This is a genomic window from Streptomyces malaysiensis subsp. samsunensis (assembly GCF_024519315.1).
In the GTDB taxonomy this organism is placed as follows: Bacteria; Actinomycetota; Actinomycetes; order Streptomycetales; family Streptomycetaceae; genus Streptomyces; species Streptomyces malaysiensis.
The window spans coordinates 38648-55798 of sequence record NZ_JANIIC010000058.1 but is presented as its reverse complement, the minus strand read 5'-3'; the positions used below and the strand labels follow the sequence as shown (position 1 = coordinate 55798).

The 17151-nt window shown below is 70.2% G+C and carries 17 protein-coding genes; 7 read left to right on the top strand and 10 right to left on the bottom strand.

The features are described from left to right. Positions 1-62: 62 nt before the first annotated feature. The 4 genes from NQU54_RS37160 to uvrB form a co-directional block, all read right to left on the bottom strand. The gene (locus NQU54_RS37160) at positions 63-1067 is read right to left on the bottom strand and encodes a TerC family protein (RefSeq protein ID WP_102934261.1); all 1005 of its coding nucleotides are present in this window, start codon (positions 1065-1067) and stop codon (positions 63-65) included. 222 nt (positions 1068-1289) lie between these two features. Further along, on the bottom strand, positions 1290-3227 hold the full coding sequence (locus NQU54_RS37155; protein ID WP_257634853.1) for a TerD family protein: 1938 nt from the start codon (positions 3225-3227) through the stop codon (positions 1290-1292). Positions 3228-3346: 119 nt separating this feature from the next. Beyond that, positions 3347-3925 (bottom strand): TerD family protein, encoded by a 579-nt coding sequence (locus NQU54_RS37150; protein WP_069869984.1) that lies wholly within the window; start codon positions 3923-3925, stop codon positions 3347-3349. A 217-nt stretch (positions 3926-4142) separates the two neighbouring features. Next, a complete protein-coding gene (gene uvrB, locus NQU54_RS37145; protein ID WP_257634852.1) occupies positions 4143-6281 on the bottom strand; it encodes an excinuclease ABC subunit UvrB in 2139 nt (712 codons plus the stop codon). 227 nt (positions 6282-6508) lie between these two features. Here uvrB and NQU54_RS37140 point away from each other — a divergent pair, with 227 nt between their 5' ends. The 4 genes from NQU54_RS37140 to NQU54_RS37125 all read left to right on the top strand — a co-directional run bounded on the left by NQU54_RS37140 (position 6509) and on the right by NQU54_RS37125 (position 9860). Beyond that, a complete protein-coding gene (locus NQU54_RS37140) occupies positions 6509-7399 on the top strand; it encodes a glycerophosphodiester phosphodiesterase (protein ID WP_257634851.1) in 891 nt (296 codons plus the stop codon). A gap of 79 nt (positions 7400-7478) precedes the next feature. Next, complete coding sequence (locus NQU54_RS37135) at positions 7479-8180, top strand: methylated-DNA--[protein]-cysteine S-methyltransferase (protein WP_257634850.1); 702 nt, start codon at positions 7479-7481, stop codon at positions 8178-8180. Positions 8181-8505: 325 nt separating this feature from the next. Further along, positions 8506-9159, top strand: coding sequence for a DUF4360 domain-containing protein (locus tag NQU54_RS37130; RefSeq protein ID WP_257634849.1), 654 nt, complete (start codon positions 8506-8508; stop codon positions 9157-9159). A 38-nt stretch (positions 9160-9197) separates the two neighbouring features. Further along, complete coding sequence (locus tag NQU54_RS37125) at positions 9198-9860, top strand: DUF4360 domain-containing protein (RefSeq protein WP_069869992.1); 663 nt, start codon at positions 9198-9200, stop codon at positions 9858-9860. 71 nt (positions 9861-9931) lie between these two features. Here NQU54_RS37125 and NQU54_RS37120 read toward each other — a convergent pair whose 3' ends face one another. Next, positions 9932-10579 (bottom strand): nucleoside/nucleotide kinase family protein, encoded by a 648-nt coding sequence (locus NQU54_RS37120; RefSeq protein ID WP_257634848.1) that lies wholly within the window; start codon positions 10577-10579, stop codon positions 9932-9934. Positions 10580-10658: 79 nt separating this feature from the next. Here NQU54_RS37120 and NQU54_RS37115 point away from each other — a divergent pair, with 79 nt between their 5' ends. Next, complete coding sequence (locus tag NQU54_RS37115; RefSeq protein WP_257634847.1) at positions 10659-11201, top strand: DUF1697 domain-containing protein; 543 nt, start codon at positions 10659-10661, stop codon at positions 11199-11201. 93 nt (positions 11202-11294) lie between these two features. Here the strand turns inward: NQU54_RS37115 and NQU54_RS37110 are convergent, their stop codons facing one another. Beyond that, positions 11295-11765 carry a type II toxin-antitoxin system PemK/MazF family toxin gene (locus NQU54_RS37110; protein ID WP_257634846.1) on the bottom strand — a complete coding sequence of 157 codons (471 nt, stop codon included), beginning with the start codon at positions 11763-11765 and terminating at the stop codon, positions 11295-11297. Positions 11766-11835: 70 nt separating this feature from the next. Between NQU54_RS37110 and NQU54_RS37105 the strand changes: the two genes are divergently transcribed. Continuing rightward, positions 11836-13059 carry an FUSC family protein gene (locus NQU54_RS37105; RefSeq protein ID WP_257634845.1) on the top strand — a complete coding sequence of 408 codons (1224 nt, stop codon included), beginning with the start codon at positions 11836-11838 and terminating at the stop codon, positions 13057-13059. Positions 13060-13104: 45 nt separating this feature from the next. On the opposite strand, the gene NQU54_RS37100 is transcribed toward NQU54_RS37105, so the two are convergent. Next, the gene (locus NQU54_RS37100) at positions 13105-14319 is read right to left on the bottom strand and encodes an ADP-ribosylglycohydrolase family protein (RefSeq protein WP_257634844.1); all 1215 of its coding nucleotides are present in this window, start codon (positions 14317-14319) and stop codon (positions 13105-13107) included. A gap of 143 nt (positions 14320-14462) precedes the next feature. Between NQU54_RS37100 and NQU54_RS37095 the strand changes: the two genes are divergently transcribed. Then, positions 14463-14768: a DUF6343 family protein gene (locus NQU54_RS37095; protein ID WP_257634843.1), complete on the top strand. Its 306-nt coding sequence runs from the start codon at positions 14463-14465 to the stop codon at positions 14766-14768. A 112-nt stretch (positions 14769-14880) separates the two neighbouring features. Here NQU54_RS37095 and NQU54_RS37090 read toward each other — a convergent pair whose 3' ends face one another. From NQU54_RS37090 to NQU54_RS37080, 3 genes are all read right to left on the bottom strand, one after another. Continuing rightward, a complete protein-coding gene (locus NQU54_RS37090; protein ID WP_069870003.1) occupies positions 14881-15249 on the bottom strand; it encodes a tetratricopeptide repeat protein in 369 nt (122 codons plus the stop codon). Between the two features lie 310 nt (positions 15250-15559). Next, positions 15560-16168 carry a dephospho-CoA kinase gene (coaE, locus tag NQU54_RS37085; RefSeq protein ID WP_257634842.1) on the bottom strand — a complete coding sequence of 203 codons (609 nt, stop codon included), beginning with the start codon at positions 16166-16168 and terminating at the stop codon, positions 15560-15562. A gap of 38 nt (positions 16169-16206) precedes the next feature. Then, positions 16207-17151, bottom strand: a complete 945-nt coding sequence (locus NQU54_RS37080; protein WP_257634841.1) for a PAC2 family protein — start codon at positions 17149-17151, stop codon at positions 16207-16209.

Sequence of the window (17151 nt, the reverse complement as noted above, 5' to 3'; positions counted from 1 at the left end):
GATGTCGCCGCGCGCCTTCCGACGCTGCCGGGCGCGTCAGGGCGGTGACGCCGCGGGCGCCGTCAGACGTCGACGCTGTCCTTGTCCCGGGCCCGGCCCTCCCCGCTCCCCGCCTCCGCCAGGGCCTGTTTCCTCGAGGCGTACAGACTGGTGGCCGTCGTGACGGCGAGCACCGCGCAGATGACGCCGAGCGAGACCGGGATGCTGATCTCCGGGACATGCACCCCGGACTCGTGCAGTGCGTGCAGCACCAGCTTGACGCCGATGAAGCCGAGGATGATCGACAGCCCGTAGGAGAGGTGGACCAGCTTCCTGAGCAGGCCGCCGATCAGGAAGTACAGCTGGCGCAGGCCCATCAGCGCGAAGGCGTTTGCGGTGAAGACGATGTACGGGTCCTGGGTGAGGCCGAAGATCGCGGGTATCGAGTCCAGCGCGAAGAGGACGTCGGTGGTGCCGATCGCCAGCATGACGATCAGCATCGGGGTCATCAGCCGCTTGCCGTTCTCCACGATGAGCAGCTTGGTGTCGTGGTACCGGTCGGTGGACGGGAACCGCTTCTCGACCGCCTTGAGCAGCCGGTTCTCCTCGAACTCCTCTTCCTCCTCATCGGCCCGCGCCTCCTGGATGAGCTTCCAGGCCGTCCAGATGAGGAACGCGCCGAAGATGTAGAAGACCCAGGCGAAGGTCGAGACGATCGCGGCGCCGGCGGCGATGAAGACCGCGCGCAGCACCAGGGCGATGAGCACGCCCACCATCAGGACGCGCTGCTGGTAGATCGTGGGCACGGCGAACTTCGCCATGATCAGGACGAAGACGAAGAGGTTGTCGACGCTCAGCGACTTCTCGGTGATGAAGCCCGCGAAGAACTCGCCGGAGGGCTTGCCGCCCGCGAAGACCAGCAGCCCGAGCCCGAAGAGCGTGGCGAGGGCGACCCAGACACCGGTCCAGATCGCGGCCTCCTTGATGGAGACCTCATGCGGTTTTCGGCCGCCTATGAAGAAGTCGACGGCGATGAGGGCGCAGAGGCCGACGATCGTCAGCCCCCACATGGTCACGGAAACGTCCACTGTTCCTCCGGCATTCGTACGGCAATCTCAGCGTCGTCGCTGCCGGAGGTCTCTTCCGCCCATGGACCGTGCCATGGACCGGTGCCCCGGGATTCCGTCCGGCCTCCTGGTGCCGGACGGAATCCGTGGTGACGGGAACACCGCTACAGGAGTACTCCCCTCCGCGTACAAGAGAGTACAGGAATTCCCATGGGAGAGTAAAGAGATGGGCAAAAGCCCTGGTCAACTGCCATACGACTGGCGGGCCCTCGCGGCCCTCCCCACCTCCCCCAGCACCTGGCCCAGCACCCGGCTGCCCGACGGCACCAGCGACGGCTCGTACATCCACGCATGGCCCACCCAGGGGTCGGCGAGGTGGTCGTCGGCCACCGGGGTGAGCCGCAGCAGCGACCGCCACAGCGGGTCCAGCACCGGGCCGTAGGCCCGTGCGTCCTCGCGGTCGGCGACCATCATCAGATGCACGCCCACCGAGGGCCCCTCGTCCGCCAGATAGCGCAGCTGGGTGACGGCCCGGTCGTCGAAGCCGTGCGGGAAGTCATGGACGATCAGCAGCTGCTCGGCGGTGTCCAGGTCGGGCGGCAGCGCGTCCGTGGCACCGCTGCGCACCGCCATCTGCACCAGGTCGACGCGCTGGGTCAGCGCGGCGAGCACCGAGGAGACCCCCTGGGCCCCGGCCGCCGGGGGCTCGGCCAGCGCGCCCGACTCCACCAGCGGGGCGAACGAGCCCGCGGCCGAACCCGCCGGGTCGATCACATGCACCGAGAACTCCCCCGCCGGATAGACGGCCAGCAGCCGTGCGGCGATCGCGACCGCCGCGTCCGCGGCCAGTCTGCGCAGCTCACCGGAGTCGACCGCCCCCTCGTCGTACGCGCCCGCACGGCCCGCGTCGATCCACAGCCCCCGCTCCAGCGGCAGCCGCACCAGCATGGGGATGCGCAGATCGGGGCGCTCCGGGAGGTGCAGATCGCCCAGGCGCACGGCCATCGGGATCTCCATCGGCACCTGGTACGCCTGCCAGACCGGGCTGTCCCAGCGGGCGTAGGCGGGCGGCAGCGCGGGCTCCACCACCTCGGCCTCGGCGGTGAGCTGCCGCAGATCGCGCTCCAGAGCCTCGCGGGCCTGCTCGACGAGGTCGGTGTACTTGTCCCGCGCCTCGGCGCGGGCGGAGTCGGCGGCCGGCCCCACCCGGGTGCGCGGATCGGAAAGCACCCGGTCCAGCTCCTGCTCCATCCGGGACTCCGCGAAGTCCACCGCGCTGCGGTAGGCCGCGGTGGTCCGGGCCAGGTCCTCGAACATCCCCCAGACCTGGTTGTAGAGCCGCTCGTCCATGGTCCAGCCGGAGGCGTCGCCCGCGACCGGCTGGGCGGGCTGCCCGGGCGCGGCGGGCGGTACGGCGGGCGGGGGCGTGGGCGGTGCGGCCGTACGGCGGCCCGGGTGCTGGTAGTCGATGGGCCCTCCGGCGGGGGGCGTGTCCTGCGACTGCTGCGGCGGGGTCGGTGGCGTGGCCGGCGGCTTGGCGGGGGCCGGGTCGGTGCCGCCGCCCGCGGCGGCCGTGCGCACCCGGCCGTCCCCCTCGGGGCGGGGCGGGGGCTGGGCGACCGAACGGGCCATGCCCCGCGCCACCGCCTCCTCGATCCGTGCCGCGAGGTCGGTGCCCTGTTCCAGCCCCTGGTCGTGCAGCATGGCGGCCAGCCCGCCCGCGTACCCCTGGCCGACGGCGCGCACCTTCCAGGCGCCCTGTCTGCGGTAGAGCTCCAGGGCGGCCACCGCGGACTCCGTGTCCAGATCGGTGACGGTGTAGCTGGCGATCTCGGTGCCGTCGAGGCCGGTGACGGCGACGAACGGCGCGGCCATGGCGCCGAACCGGGCCGGGCCGCCGACGCCGGTCGGCAGCGCGAGCAGCACGGTCACCCGGTGGATGTGCTCGGGCATCGCGTCGAGGTCGATGGCGAGCCGGTGGGCGGCCGCCGCCTGTTTGGGCACCTCGATCCCGGCCAGTTGGGGCGAGGCGGGATGCGCGACCCATTCGGCGCCGTGCACCGTGCCCCGCTCATCGCCGAGTGTCGCCCCGGCCACGATCGGATTGCCCGCAGAGATCCGGATCTCCAAACGGGTCTGGGGCAGGGGGTGGTTCTGCCCTCGGACCAGCTCGGCCGCCATGGCTGCGTCCCCTCGTTGTGTTTCCGCTGTGTGCCGTATGTGTGTGGTGGTGCGGTGAGCGCGTCGGCCCGGCGAGCTCTGCTCAACCGGGCCGACGCGCTCATCTGGGCGGTACGTCTTTACAGATGCGGCAGGATATGCGGCATCAGGTCCTGGAAGGTGCGGCCGTTGGCCGGCTCACCGACCGCCTTCATCTGCCAGGAGTTGCCCGCGCGCTGGACCGTGGCCATGATCTGGGCGGTGTACTGCCCGCCACCGGTGAGGGTGTAGCGGGCGAGCTCCTGGCCGTTGGTCTCGTCCACCAGCCGGCAGAACGCGTTCTGCACCTCGGCGAAGGTCTGGCCGGTGAAGGAGTTCACGGTGAAGACGATCTTGTCGATATGGACGGGCACCCGCTGGAGGTCGACCAGGATCGCCTCGTCGTCGCCGCCCTGCCCGGCGCCGCCCACGAGGTTGTCACCGGTGTGGCGGACCGAGCCGTCGTCGCTCACCAGGTGGCGGAAGAAGACGACATCGGTCGGCTGCTTGTCCGCGAAGAGAACGGCCGACGCGTCGAGGTCGATCTCCCGCGTACGGGACCCGAACAGCCCGCGGCGGGGCGCTGCCTGCCAGCCCAGCCCCATCCGCACCGCGGTCAGGGTGCCCCCGTCGGCCTTTTGCAGGCTGATGGCCTGTCCCTTGGACATGTTGACCGTCACGCGCTGTCCCTACTCTCGTCTCTCGATTCCCCGTGGCCGCCGCGGGTGTGCGGCCGTGGCCGCGCCGTGTGCACGGCCCTTCCGAAAACCCTATGCACTGCCGCCAGGGCTCCGGCCGGACGAGCGGGCTTTGTGTCGGTCTTGCAACACAGTGGGGGTGCCGGCCCCGCCCGGTGAAGGCGCGGGCGCCCCGGTGGAGAGCCGGGGCGCCCGGACGTCAGGAAACTCCGGCCTCCCTCATCTGCCGCAGCTCCTTCTTCAACTCCGCCACCTCGTCGCGCAGCCGTGCCGCCACCTCGAACTGGAGCTCCGCCGCCGCGGCCCGCATACGGTCGGTCATCTCCTCGATCTGCTCGGCGAGCTGGGCCGCGGGCCGGTCGGTCAGCACCGCCTCCTTGGCCTTGCCCTTGGCCCCCTTGCCGCCCTTGGCCGCCTTGCCGCCGGCCGCCGGCTCGGCCGCCTTCGCGGGCTTGCCGTCCTTCGTCTTGCGGTAGCCGGTGCCCAGCAGCTGCTCGGTGTCGACGTCCTCGCGGGCGATCTGGGCCACGATGTCGTTGATCTTCTTCCGCAGCGGCTGCGGATCGATGTTGTTGGCCTTGTTGAACGCGATCTGCTTCTCGCGGCGGCGGTTGGTCTCGTCGATGGCCTTCTCCATCGCCGGGGTGACCTTGTCGGCATACATATGCACCTGGCCCGATACGTTACGGGCGGCACGGCCGATGGTCTGGATCAGCGAGGTGCCCGAGCGCAGGAAGCCCTCCTTGTCGGCGTCGAGGATGGCGACCAGCGAGACCTCCGGGAGGTCGAGGCCCTCCCGCAGCAGGTTGATGCCCACCAGCACGTCGTACTCACCGGCGCGCAGCTCGCGCAGCAGCTCGACCCGGCGCAGGGTGTCCACATCGCTGTGCAGATAGCGCACCTGGATGCCCAGCTCGAGCATGTAGTCGGTGAGGTCCTCGGCCATCTTCTTGGTGAGGGTGGTGACCAGGACGCGCTCGTCCTTCTCGGTGCGCGTGCGGACCTCATGGATGAGATCGTCGATCTGACCCTCGGTCGGCTTGACGACGACCTCCGGGTCGACCAGGCCGGTCGGGCGGATGATCTGCTCCACGAAGCCATCGCCCCGGGAGCGCTCGTACGGCCCCGGGGTCGCGGAGAGATAGACGGTCTGATCGACGCGCTTCAAGAACTCCTCCCACTTCAGCGGGCGGTTGTCCAGGGCGGAGGGCAGCCGGAAGCCGTGCTCGATCAGGGTGCGCTTCCGGGAGGCGTCACCCTCGTACATCGCGCCGATCTGCGGCACCGTGACATGGGACTCGTCGATGACCAGGAGGAAGTCCTCCGGGAAGTAGTCCAGCAGGGTGTGCGGCGGGGAGCCGGGCTCACGGCCGTCGATATGCAGCGAGTAGTTCTCGATGCCGGAGCAGGTGCCGATCTGCCGCATCATCTCGATGTCGTAGGTGGTGCGCATCCGCAGCCGCTGGGCCTCCAGCAGCTTGCCCTGCTTCTCCAGCCGGTCCAGGGTCTCCGCGAGCTCGGCCTCGATCCCGGCGATGGCCCGCTCCATGCGCTCCGGCCCGGCCACATAGTGGCTGGCCGGGAAGACATAGAGCTCCTGGTCGTCACTGATCACCTCGCCCGTGAGCGGGTGGAGCGTGGAGAGCGCCTCGATCTCGTCGCCGAACATCTCGATGCGGACCGCGAGCTCCTCGTAGACCGGGAAGATCTCGATGGTGTCGCCGCGGACCCGGAAGGTGCCCCGGGTGAACGCCATGTCGTTACGGGTGTACTGAATATCGACAAAGCGGCGCAGCAGCTGATCGCGGTCGATCTCGTCGCCGATCTTGAGCGGCACCATGCGGTCCACGTACTCCTGCGGCGTGCCGAGGCCGTAGATACAGGAGACGGATGCCACCACGACCACGTCACGCCGGGTGAGCAGCGAATTCGTCGCCGAGTGACGCAGCCGCTCCACCTCCTCGTTGATCGAGGAGTCCTTCTCGATGTACGTGTCCGACTGCGGGACGTACGCCTCCGGCTGGTAGTAGTCGTAGTACGAGACGAAGTACTCGACCGCGTTGTTCGGCAGCAGCTCGCGGAACTCATTGGCCAGCTGGGCGGCCAGCGTCTTGTTCGGAGCCATGACCAGCGTGGGCCGCTGGAGCTTCTCGATCATCCACGCGGTGGTCGCGGACTTACCGGTGCCGGTCGCGCCGAGCAGCACGACATCCGTCTCACCTGCGCGGACGCGCCGGTCGAGGTCGGCGATGGCGGTGGGCTGGTCACCGCTGGGCTGATAGGGACTGACGACCTCGAAGGGCGCCACCTTGCGTTCGAGCTGAGTTACGGGCCGCATGAAACCAACGGTACGACTCGCCACCGACAACGGCGGGGCACTCCGGCTCGCCAGCCGCTCCACGCCCGCTCTCCGCCATCTCCGGCCGGATTCGGACGATCATGCGCACGATGTCGCCCGAGGCATGAATTTTCCGTCCATCCGATATCTATCCCCGGCTGGCACACATCTGGGACCCTCTGCCCGTCCATGAGTCAGACGAGAGTCAGACGATGCGAGGAGTCCGTATGCAGATCCGCCCGGCCGCCGCGTTATCCGGCGCGCTCATCGGGGTGTCCGCGCTCTTCCTCCCCACGGCCACAGCCACTGCCACGGCCCAGGCCACCGCCCAGACCCACCATCACACCGTCACCGTGGCCCATCGAGGGGCCTCGGCGTACGCCCCCGAGAACACCCTGGCCGCCGTCGACGCCGCCGACGACCTGGGGATCGACTGGGTGGAGAACGACGTCCAGCGCACCAAGGACGGCGAGCTGATCGTGATGCACGACACCACGCTGAGCCGGACCACCGATGTCGAGCAGGTCTTCCCGGACCGCGCGCCCTGGAACATCTCCGACTTCACCCTCGACGAGATCGAGAAGCTGGACGCCGGAAGCTGGTTCGGCCCGGAGTTCCAGGGCGAGACGGTGCCGACCCTGGAGGAGTACATGGACCGGGTTTCGGACAACCACCAAAAGCTCCTGCTGGAGCTCAAGGCCCCCGAGCTCTATCCCGGGATCGAACGCCAGACGCTGCGGGAGCTGCGAAGAGAGGGCTGGCTGGACCACCGGCACAAGCGCCGGCTGATCATCCAGAGCTTCAGCGCCGACTCCGTGCGGTCGGTCCACCGGCTGCGGCCGGACATCAAGACCGGCTTCCTGGGCACCCCGGCCGTCGCCGACCTGCCGGACTACGCCGAGTTCTCCGACCAGATCAACCCCAGCTACAAGACCATCGACGCAGGCTATGTGGCCGCGGTGCGGGCGGTGGACGGGGCGCACGGCAAGCCCCTGGAGGTCTACACCTGGACCGTGAACGACGGCCCGGCGGCGGTCTCGGTCGCCGGCATGGGCGTCGACGGCATCATCACCAACAAGCCCGATGTGATCAGGGACGCCCTCGACGACGCCTCGTGATCCGCGGCTCCCCGGACGAGGCGCCCCGCCGGCCGGCCGGCGGGGCGCTGTCGGTGGTGGGTTCTACGCTGAAGGCGTGATGAGCGCGGAGCGGCAGACACAGCGGGACCCTCGGCAGCGGCCGGAGCAGCCGGAGCGGCGGGACGCGCGCGCCTGGGCCTGGGCGGTCCGGGCCACGCCCATCGGCCCGCTGCTGCTCGCGGCCACGGACGAGGGGCTGGCCCAAGTGGTCTTCCACGCGGAGGAGAAGACGGCGGCCGAGGCCGTCGCCAGGCTCACACGCCGCCTCGGCGCCGAGCCCATCGCCGTGTCCAGCGCCGTGCCCAGCTCCGTGTCGTCCGCCGACTCCGGCACCGCGACCACCGCGGAGTCCGCGAACTCCGCAGACTCCGCGGACTCCGCACCGGCTCCTCGCTGCGCCGAGCATCTCGCCGAGGCGATCCGGCAGGTGGAGAGCTATTTCGCCGGGGACACCAAGGCGTTCACCCTCTCCCTGGACTGGTCCCTGACCGCCGGCTTCAACCGCAGGGTGCTGCGCGAGCTGGCCGCCCATGTCCCCTTCGGCACGGTCGTCGGCTATCAGGACCTCGCCGACCGGGTGGGCGAGCCGGGCGCGGCCCGTGCCGTCGGCGTGGCCATGGGGAGCAATCCGCTGCCGATCGTGGTGGCGTGCCACCGCGTGGTCGAGAGCGGAGGGGGCATCGGCGGCTTCGGCGGCGGGCTGGAGACCAAGCGCACCCTGCTGGCCCTGGAGGGCGTTCTTCCGCAGCCGCTCTTCTGAATCGTTTTCCCGGCCGGGACGGAAATATCTTGTTCCTGAATTCCTCGGCCGTCTTGTGGCGCCTGCCTATCACCCTTATCTTAGGAGCGCCCATCGCCCTGCCTTTCCGTCACCAGCCGGGCATGGGGCTCTCATTGCGTTCTGCCGTACGCACCGTACCGCGCGATAACGCTCTTCCGCTCTTCAGCTCTTCCCGTTCCGCCGATCTTCGGTTCCGCCTGCCCTTCCCGTCCTTCTCCGCTCTTCCCTGCCCTTCTCCGCTCTTCCCGCTCATCGGAAATTCATCGCTCAACTACGTCCCCACAAGTGATCGAATTGGAGAGCCATGTCCGGTGTTCTGCTCGCGGGCGGCGCGGCCGCGGCGTTATTCGCCTCGGCCCTTTCCACCCAGGGTGTTTCCTCGGCCCCTGATGGGCCGCCGGAAAAGATCCAGATCAGCGTGAAGACGGTGAACGGTTCGGGCTGCCCCAAGGGCACCACCGCCGTGGCCGTCGCCGCCGACAACTCGGCGTTCACCGTGACCTACAGCGACTATCTCGCCCGGGTCGGCCCCGACGCGGATCCAATCGACATCCGTAAGAACTGCCAGCTCAGCCTGGGCGTGCATGTACCGCAGGGGTTCACGTACGCCATCGCCCAGGTCGACTACCGGGGCTATGGCCATCTCGAAAAGGGCGCCAAGGGCACCGAGAAGGCGAGTTACTACTTCCAGGGGTCGGCGGACACCGCGTCGCGGACCCATGAATTCAGTGGTCCATACAACAACAACTGGCAGACCACCGACAGCACCGACTACAGCGCCCTGGTGTGGGCCCCCTGCGGCCAGGACCGCAACTTCAACGTCAACACCGAGCTGCGGGTCAGCGCCGGCACCTCGCCCGCGGGCACCACCAGCTTCATGGCCATGGACTCGACGGACGGCGGGGTCAACACGATTTACCACCTCGCCTGGAAGGAATGTCCTTCCGCCGTCCGGTAGTCCGAGAGTGCGGTAAATCCACCATCGAATGGAGAATCATGCCCGGTGTTCTGTACGCAGGCGGCGTGGTCGCGGCGTTATTCGCCTCGACGCTCACTTCCCAGGCATATGCACAACCCCCGTTCGACACCGTGCCGCCCGACAAGATCGTGATCACGGTCGCGACCGTGAATGGTTCGGGCTGTCCGGCGGGCACCGCGGCGATCGCCGTCTCCCCCGACAACACGGCCTTCACCGTGACCTACAGCGAGTATCTCGCCCAGGTGGGCAAGGGAGCCAAGCCGACGGACTTCAGAAAGAACTGTCAGCTGAGTCTGGTCATGCATGTGCCACAGGGCTTCTCCTATGCCATCGCCAGTGTCGACTACCGTGGTTTCGCCCATCTGGAAAAGGGCGCGTCGGCCACCCAGAAAGCCTCGTACTACTTCCAGGGGCAGTCGCAGACATCGTCCAACACGCATGAGTTCACGGGCGCCTACGACGACAACTGGCAGGCCACCGACACATCCGATATCGCGACCGTGGTGTGGTCGCCCTGCGGTGAACTCCGCAACTTCAACATCAACACCGAGTTGCGGGCCAACGCCGGAACGTCCGACACCAAGGAAACGACCAGCTTCATCGCCATGGACTCGACGGACGGCGATGTAAGCACCACCTATCACTTCGCCTGGAAGGAATGCCCGCCGGCCGAGAAGTGACCTCCTGGCACTTCTCCGGAGATGGCCTTCCGCGCACCGCCCGGAGCGCACCGCCCGGAAGCGTACCTCGGCTACCCCTCCCGGCGGTGCCATGCCGGATGCCGGGGATTGTCCATCCGCACCACCACATCGGCCGCCTCACCGGGCCCCACCTCGTCCTCGTAGCGTGCGAAGGCCGGCAGGGTCCAGCGGTCGTCCTCCCCGGTGCGGCGGGCGAGGGCGGCCGGGGAGAGCCGCAGATGCACCGACAGATCGAACGGGAACCAGTGTCCCAGCAGCAGCGGGCCGTGCAGCAACAGCACCCCGCCCCGCGGAAGTTCGGCGTACGGGCTGCGTGTGGCCCGGTCGACCACCGGATCCCACAGGTCGGGGAGGACCCGTCCGGTGCCGCCCGGCCCCGCTTCCAGCGGCCCGAACACCTCGCGCCACAGGGCGCCGGTGTCCAGCCAGCGGTCGTAGTACGCGTCGGGGTCCCGCTTCCCGTATTCGTAGCGCAGTGAGGCGGGCCGCCAGAAACCCGACGACGCGACCGCCAGCACCGGGCGCCCCCGGATCCGCAGCGCCTCCGACAGATCCCGGGCCAGTTCGGCGGTGGGCGCCGCCGGAGCCCCGTCGACCGCCACCCTCAGCCAGGGGCTGCCATCCGCCGACGTCAGCCCGGCGATGCGGTCGGCGGTCGCGTCGGTCAGCCGTTCCCAGGTGATCGCTTCGAGCCGCACGCCCCCCATCATGCCGTGGGCCTCCCGGCCCCGGCCTCGGGCCCCGGGCCCACGGTCCGGCGGGAGGTACTCTCCGGCCATGGCATCTCAGATAGCGCTGCTCCGCGGCATCAATGTGGGCGGGAACAGGAAGTTCCCCATGGCGCGGCAGCGTGAGCTGATGGCCGAGCTGGGCTTCGAGGACGTCACCGTCCACCTCCAGACCGGCAATATCGTCTTCGCCGACCCCGGCACCCCGCCCGAGCACACGGCCCGCACCCTCGAGGACCGCTTCGCCGCCGACCTCGGCTTTCCCGTGGACATCATGGTCCGTACCCGCGATGAGCTGGCGGCGGCGGTCGGGGCCAACCCCTATCCGGAGGCCGCGGCCGAGCCCAGGACCCTGCATGTGGTCTTCCTAGCGGCCGTGCCCGCGGACACGGTCGCGCTGGACGCGCTGGACCCGGCCGCCTACGCCCCGGACGAGTTCCGCCTCATCGGCCGCGAGATCTTCCTGCGCTGCCCGGACGGAATCGGCCGCTCCAAGCTGGCGGCGAAGGTCGCCAACGCCCGGCTCGGCGTGCCGGCCACCGCCCGCAACTGGAACACGGTCACCAAGCTGCTGGCGCTGGCCGACGGCTGAGACGTTTCCTCAACGCGAAGCGAGAAACACCTTCCCCGAGGCGCGTCTCCGCGGCGAGAGGCCGCTGTCTCCGGGCGCGCCCGCTCGGACTGCTCAGCTCCAGCCGTACCGCTGCCGCAGCCGCATCACGACCAGGTCGAAGCGCGGCCGGTCGAGCGCGCACGCCTCGCGCCGCATCCCGTCCGGATGCACCCGCAGCACCCGGTCCAGATCTATCCAAGACGCCCGGCCGGCCCGGTCCCACGGCCCGGAGCCGATCGCCACCCATTCGCGGTCGGCGTCATGGCGCTTGCTCGACAGCTGCACGGCGAGCAGTGTCCCGCCCCGCTCGCGCGCGACCACCAGCACCGGCCGGTCCTTGCCGCGGCCGTCGTTCTCCTCGTACGGCACCCATGTCCAGACGATCTCCCCGGGGTCCGGGTCCCCGTCCGGATCGGGTGCGTACTCCGTCCGTACCCGCCCGACCTGGCGCGGATGAGCCTCGACGGTGGCGGCGGGACCGCTGCTTCCGGGAAGCGCGGCGCCGTCCTCCGTCCCCTGCGTTCCGTTGAATGGCCTGATCACGCGCGACACGTTAACCCGTCCGCGAGGGACGATGACATGGCGGCCCCCTCGGCGTGGAAGAGGCAAGTACGTGCCCGATGTTCTCGACCCACTGGCGGAGCTGGTCAAACGGCGCCATGACCCGGTCGTCGTCCAGACAGTGCGCTCCACGGCAGCCGCGACCATCGCGTACGTCGTCGCCCTCAGGCTCAGCAAGGAACCGGCCCCGCTCACCGCCCCGCTCACCGCCCTCCTCGTCGTCCAGGTCACCCTCTACGCGACCCTCACCGCGAGCGTCCGCAGGGTCGAGGCCGTGATCGTGGGCGTCCTGATCGCCATCGCCTTCAGCGTGCTGGTGGGGCTGACCTGGTGGAGCCTGTGCATGATCATCCTCGCCGCCCAGACCGCCGGATATCTGACGCGGGTGGGCGACTGGGTCCAGGAGGTGGCGATCAGCGCCATGCTGGTCCTCGGCGTGGCGCAGGTGACCACCTACGCCTGGGACCGGGTGCTGGAGACCCTGATCGGGGCCGGGGTCGGGATGGCCTTCAACTTCTTCCTCGCCCCTCCGGTGTGGGTCGAGACGGCGGGCAAGTCCATCGAGGACCTGGCCCGCCGGATGCGTCAGCTGATGCTGCACATCGGCGAGGAGCTCGGCAGCCATATCGCCGTCGACCGCGCCGCCGCCCGGCTCTACGAGGCCCGCCGCCTGGACCACGACGTCGCCCAGGTCGACGCCGCCCTCCGCCAGGCGGAGGACAGTGTGCGGCTCAACCCCCGCGTCAAGGAGGGCCTCCTCTACCGCGTGGTGCTCCGCACCGGTCTGGACACGCTGGAGATCTGCACCGTCATCCTGCGCGTCATGACCCGCACCCTGACCGACCTCGCCAAGGCGCGGACGGACGAGCCCCTCTTCCCCGAGGACGTGGCGGATGCCCTCAAGGACCTCTTCACCCATCTCTCCGCCGCCGTCGAGAACTTCGCGATCCTGGTCACCACGCAGGTCAGCGCCAACGCCGAAGAGGCCGAATCGCGCCTCTCCAGCGAACTCGTCAAGGCCCACGTCAGCCGCGACCGCGCCGCCGACCGCCTGCTGCGCCGCGTCCAGGAGCACCCTCGTCAGTGGCAGCTGCACGGTGCCCTGCTCGCGGAGATCGACCGCATCCTCGACGAACTCGACATGGAGCAGCGCTCCAAGCGCCTCATGGAAGAGCTCGACCGCAGCACCCGCGAGAAGCACGAGCGCTTCCCCTACCTCCACAAGATCCAGCGCCGGCTCCGGCGTGGCCGCAAGGAGAGCTCCACGCCCTTCTGAGCGGGGCGCCGCCGCGGACCACACACGCCGTCCCCGGGGGCGCGGTCAGCCGAGCGGGTAACGGTCGCGGGGGAAGACCACGTCGTCGTAGGGCTCGTACGGCTCCACGGAGCGGTGGAACTCGGAGGCGAAGTCGTCGGCGAGTTCGGCGATCGTGCCGCGGCCCTCGATCCGGGCCAGCCAGGACGGCGGGAGGCGGAGGTCGCCGTGGTGGGCGCCGAGGAGATTGCCGCAGATCGAGCCCGTCGAGTCGCTGTCGCCCGAGTGGTTGACGGAGAGCAGCAGGGCCGCCTGGACGGGGGTGCGCGGAGGCGCCGGCTCATAGCTGATCTCGCCGCCGGGGCAGTAGTGGACCCGCTGGGCGGGGGTGTGGGCCAGGGCGCTGTAGACCGCGATGGCCAGCGCCTCCTCGGCGACCCAGCCGCCGCCGAGCCACTCGGCCTTCTCGGGGGTCGGATCGCCCTCGGCCGCCAGATCGACCGCCTTACGGAGGGCGGCGGTGGTCTCCTCGTGGCGGGGGTAGCGGGCCAGCAGCTCCAAGGCGCGCAGGGTCGCCCCTTCGAGGGACTCGCCGTCGAGCAGGCACGCGACCATGGCGGCCAGGGCACCGGCCGCGTAGTAGCCCGTCGGATGGCCATGGGTGATCTGGGCGCAGCGGGCGGCGAGTTCGAAGCAGTCGCGCGGGTCCAGCCCGGTGAGGCCGAACGGCGCCGAGCGCATCACGGTGCCGCAGCCCTTGGAGCCGGGGTTCACCGGGCCGGGAGTGCCGTCGAGAGGGTCCCGCGGGGCGGGGACATGCTCCTCGGTGAGGCCGGAGAGACAGGCGTTGCCGGGCGCGCGGCGGGCGTACAGCCAGGGCTGGGTGCGCAGCCAGCCGGTGCGGACCAGGTCAAGGTCCCCGGTGCCCTGGGCGGGCGGCGGGGCGGGGTGGTTCTGGGTGTCCAGCCAGCGCAGATAGGCATGGCGGACGGCGGCGGTCTCGGACCCTTCGACGCCCTCGGACGAGGATCTGGCGTGCGCCCGTATCAGCCCCTCCGCCGTGAAGAGCGTCATCTGGGTGTCATCGGTGACCAGGCCCGCGACCCCGCTGCCGTCCGGGACGAGGGTGGTGACGCCCTCGCCGCCATGGGTCTCGCGGATCGCCCCCAGGGAGAGGAACTCGATCGGATTGCCGAGGGCGTCGCCGATCGCCCCGCCCAGCAGGCAGCCGCGGATCCGGGCCCGCTTGGCGGCCGTTTCGTCCCATGACTGGCGGATCACTGGCAGCTCCTCATCGTCCTGGTCCCGCGCCGTCCCGTGTGGATGCTCACGACATGATCTCAGGTGTCGGGGAGCGCCCCTCGGCGGTAGATTCGAGGGGGCGGAAACGGGAGAAAGCGGTCGAAAACGGGAGATGCACTGTTATGCCGACGCGGCTGATCCGAACGGGTGATGAACCCCTGCACGCGCGCAGCCCACTGCGGATGCGGCTGGGGCTGGCCACGTGGGGACTGCTCTGGACGCTCGGCGGCGCGGTGGCCTTCGCGGTCGTGGGACGGCCGGGATGGGCGGCCGCGTGTGGAGCGCTCGCCGTCGTCACGCTGATCGACCTGGTCCTGGTCATCCGGCACATCCGGCAGGGACCGCACTACCAACCCGGCCGGGATGTGCCACCGTACGCACCCGTCGCCGAGCGCGGACGGAACCGCGGGCGGCGCCGAACATCATAAGGGCGCGGACACCAGAGGACGCGGGCACCATAGGGCGCGGACACCCTGTGGGGTCCGGACGCCCGTAAGGCGCGGACGCATCGCGGCGTCCGCGCCTCGCCCGTCCGTCCCTTCAGCCCTTGTCGCCGAACCGGGCCGCCTCGACGAAGTCCGGGCGCGGGTCGAGCGCCGCGGCCAGACGGAAGTGGCGGGTGGCCTCGGCCGGGCGGTTGGCCCGCTCCAGGGTGCGGGCCAGGGCGAAGTGGGCGAAGGCGTTGTCCGGCTCCCGCTCCAGGACGAGCTGGAACTCCAGCTCCGCCGCGCGCAACTGCGCCGCGAGGAAGAACGCGCGGGCACGGAGCAGCCGGGCCGCCGTGTTCTCCGGATGGGCGCTGATGACCGAGTCGAGCAGCTTCACGGCGCCCCGCGGGTCTCGGGCGGCGAGCAGCTGCTCCGCGGCGCGGTAGTCGATGACATGAGTCTCGGGCGTGGGCTCGGGCACAGCCGTTTCCTTCCCCGGGTACGTGCTCGGTGATGAGGCGGTGGATCGGGTGAGGGGATGGGATGAACCGTCACGGATGATCGTTCGCTACCGGGGCACAACAATCGCCCCGCACGCCGCATTCCCCGCCGCGGGCCCCCGCACGCTCCGCGCGGCGCCCCGGCTCGGCCCCGCCACGCTTTACGCGCAACGCGCGCCGGTCAGCTCCACCAGGCTCCGTGCCGCACCCGTACGGTCCGGGAAAGATCCACGGCGCGCCCGTACGCTCCGGGAAGGCTCCATGTCGCGTCCCCGGCCGGTCCCGGAAAGCTCAGCCCTCCGCGTCGGCCGCCCGTCGCACCAGATCCGTCCAGACCTTTCCGACCTGGGGCTCCAGCGCCTCGATCGGGCCATTGTTGTCGATCACGACATCGGCGATGGCCAGCCGCTCCGCGCGGGTGGCCTGCGCCGCCATACGGGCCCGCGCCTCGTCCTCGGCCATGCCGCGCAGCCGTACCAGCCGGTCGAGCTGGGTCTCGGGGGTGGCGTCCACGACCATGACCAGGTCATAGAGCGGGGCCAGGTTGTTCTCGGCCAGGAGCGGGACGTCATGGACGACGACGGCGTCGGGGGCGGCCGCCGACTGGAGCTCGGCGGAGCGGTCCCGGACCAGGGGGTGGACGATCGCGTTCAGCGCGCTCAGCCGCTCCGGGTCGTTGAAGACGATCGCGCCGAGCCTCGGCCGGTCCAGCCGGCCCTCGCCGGTCAGCACCTCGGGGCCGAACTCGGCGACGACGGCGGCCAGCCCCGGCGTGCCCGGTTCGACCACCTCGCGAGCGATCCGATCGGAATCGATCAGCACCGCTCCCAGGGAGGTCAGGATCCGTGAGACCTCGCTCTTGCCCGCGCCGATTCCGCCAGTGAGCCCCAGGTTCAGCATGGGGCCCACGCTATACGGCGTGTCGGCGGGGTCATCGCTCAGGCTCCGCCCTCGCCCTCCCGCTCGGCGAGGAACCTTTCGAACTCCGCCCCCAGTTCATCCGCCGAGGGCAGCTCGGTCGGCTCCGCCACGAGATTGCCGCGGCTCTCGGCCCCGGCCACCGCGTCGTACTGGTGCTCAAGGCCCCGCACGAGCGCGACCAGCTCCTCGTCGCCCTCCGAGATCTGCCGCTCGATCTCCTCCTGCGTCCTGAGGGCCTCGTTGCGCAGGACGTGTGTCGGCCCCGGCAGGACCAGACCGGTGGCCGCGGTGATGGCCTCCAGCGCGGTGAGCGCCGCGTCCGGATAGGCCGACCGGGCCAGATAGTGCGGCACATGCGTGGCGATGCCGAGCACATCGCGGCCCGCCTCGGCGAGCCGGTACTCGATCAGGGACTCCGCGCTGCCGGGCACTTGGGCCTCGTCGAAGTAGCCGCGGTGACCCGGCGTCAGGTCGGTGCGGTTGCCGTGCGGGGTGATGCCGACCGGCCGGGTGTGCGGCACGCCCATCGGGATGCCGTGGAAGTTCACCGCGAGCCGTACGCCCAGCCGCTCGACGATCTGGCTCACGGCCGCCGCGAACCGCTCCCACTCCACATCCGGCTCCGGGCCGGCGAGCAGCAGGAACGGGGCCGCGGTCGCGTCGCGCACCAGATACAGCTCGATCTTCGGGGTCTCGTACGCCGTCCACCGGTCGCGCTGGAAGGTGAGCAGGGGGCGGCGGGCCCGGTAGTCGACCAGCCGGTCATGGTCGAAGCGCGCGACGACCTTGCGTGGCAGGCCGTCGAGCAGCCGCTCGACGATCTGGTCCCCGGTCTCGCCGGCGTCGATATAGCCGTCGAAGTGGTACAGCAGCACCAGCCCGGCCGAGTCCCGCGAGGCTATCGCGTCGACCTCCGCCAGCCCGCTCGGTTCCCATGCGTACAACTCCTGCGGATCATGCAC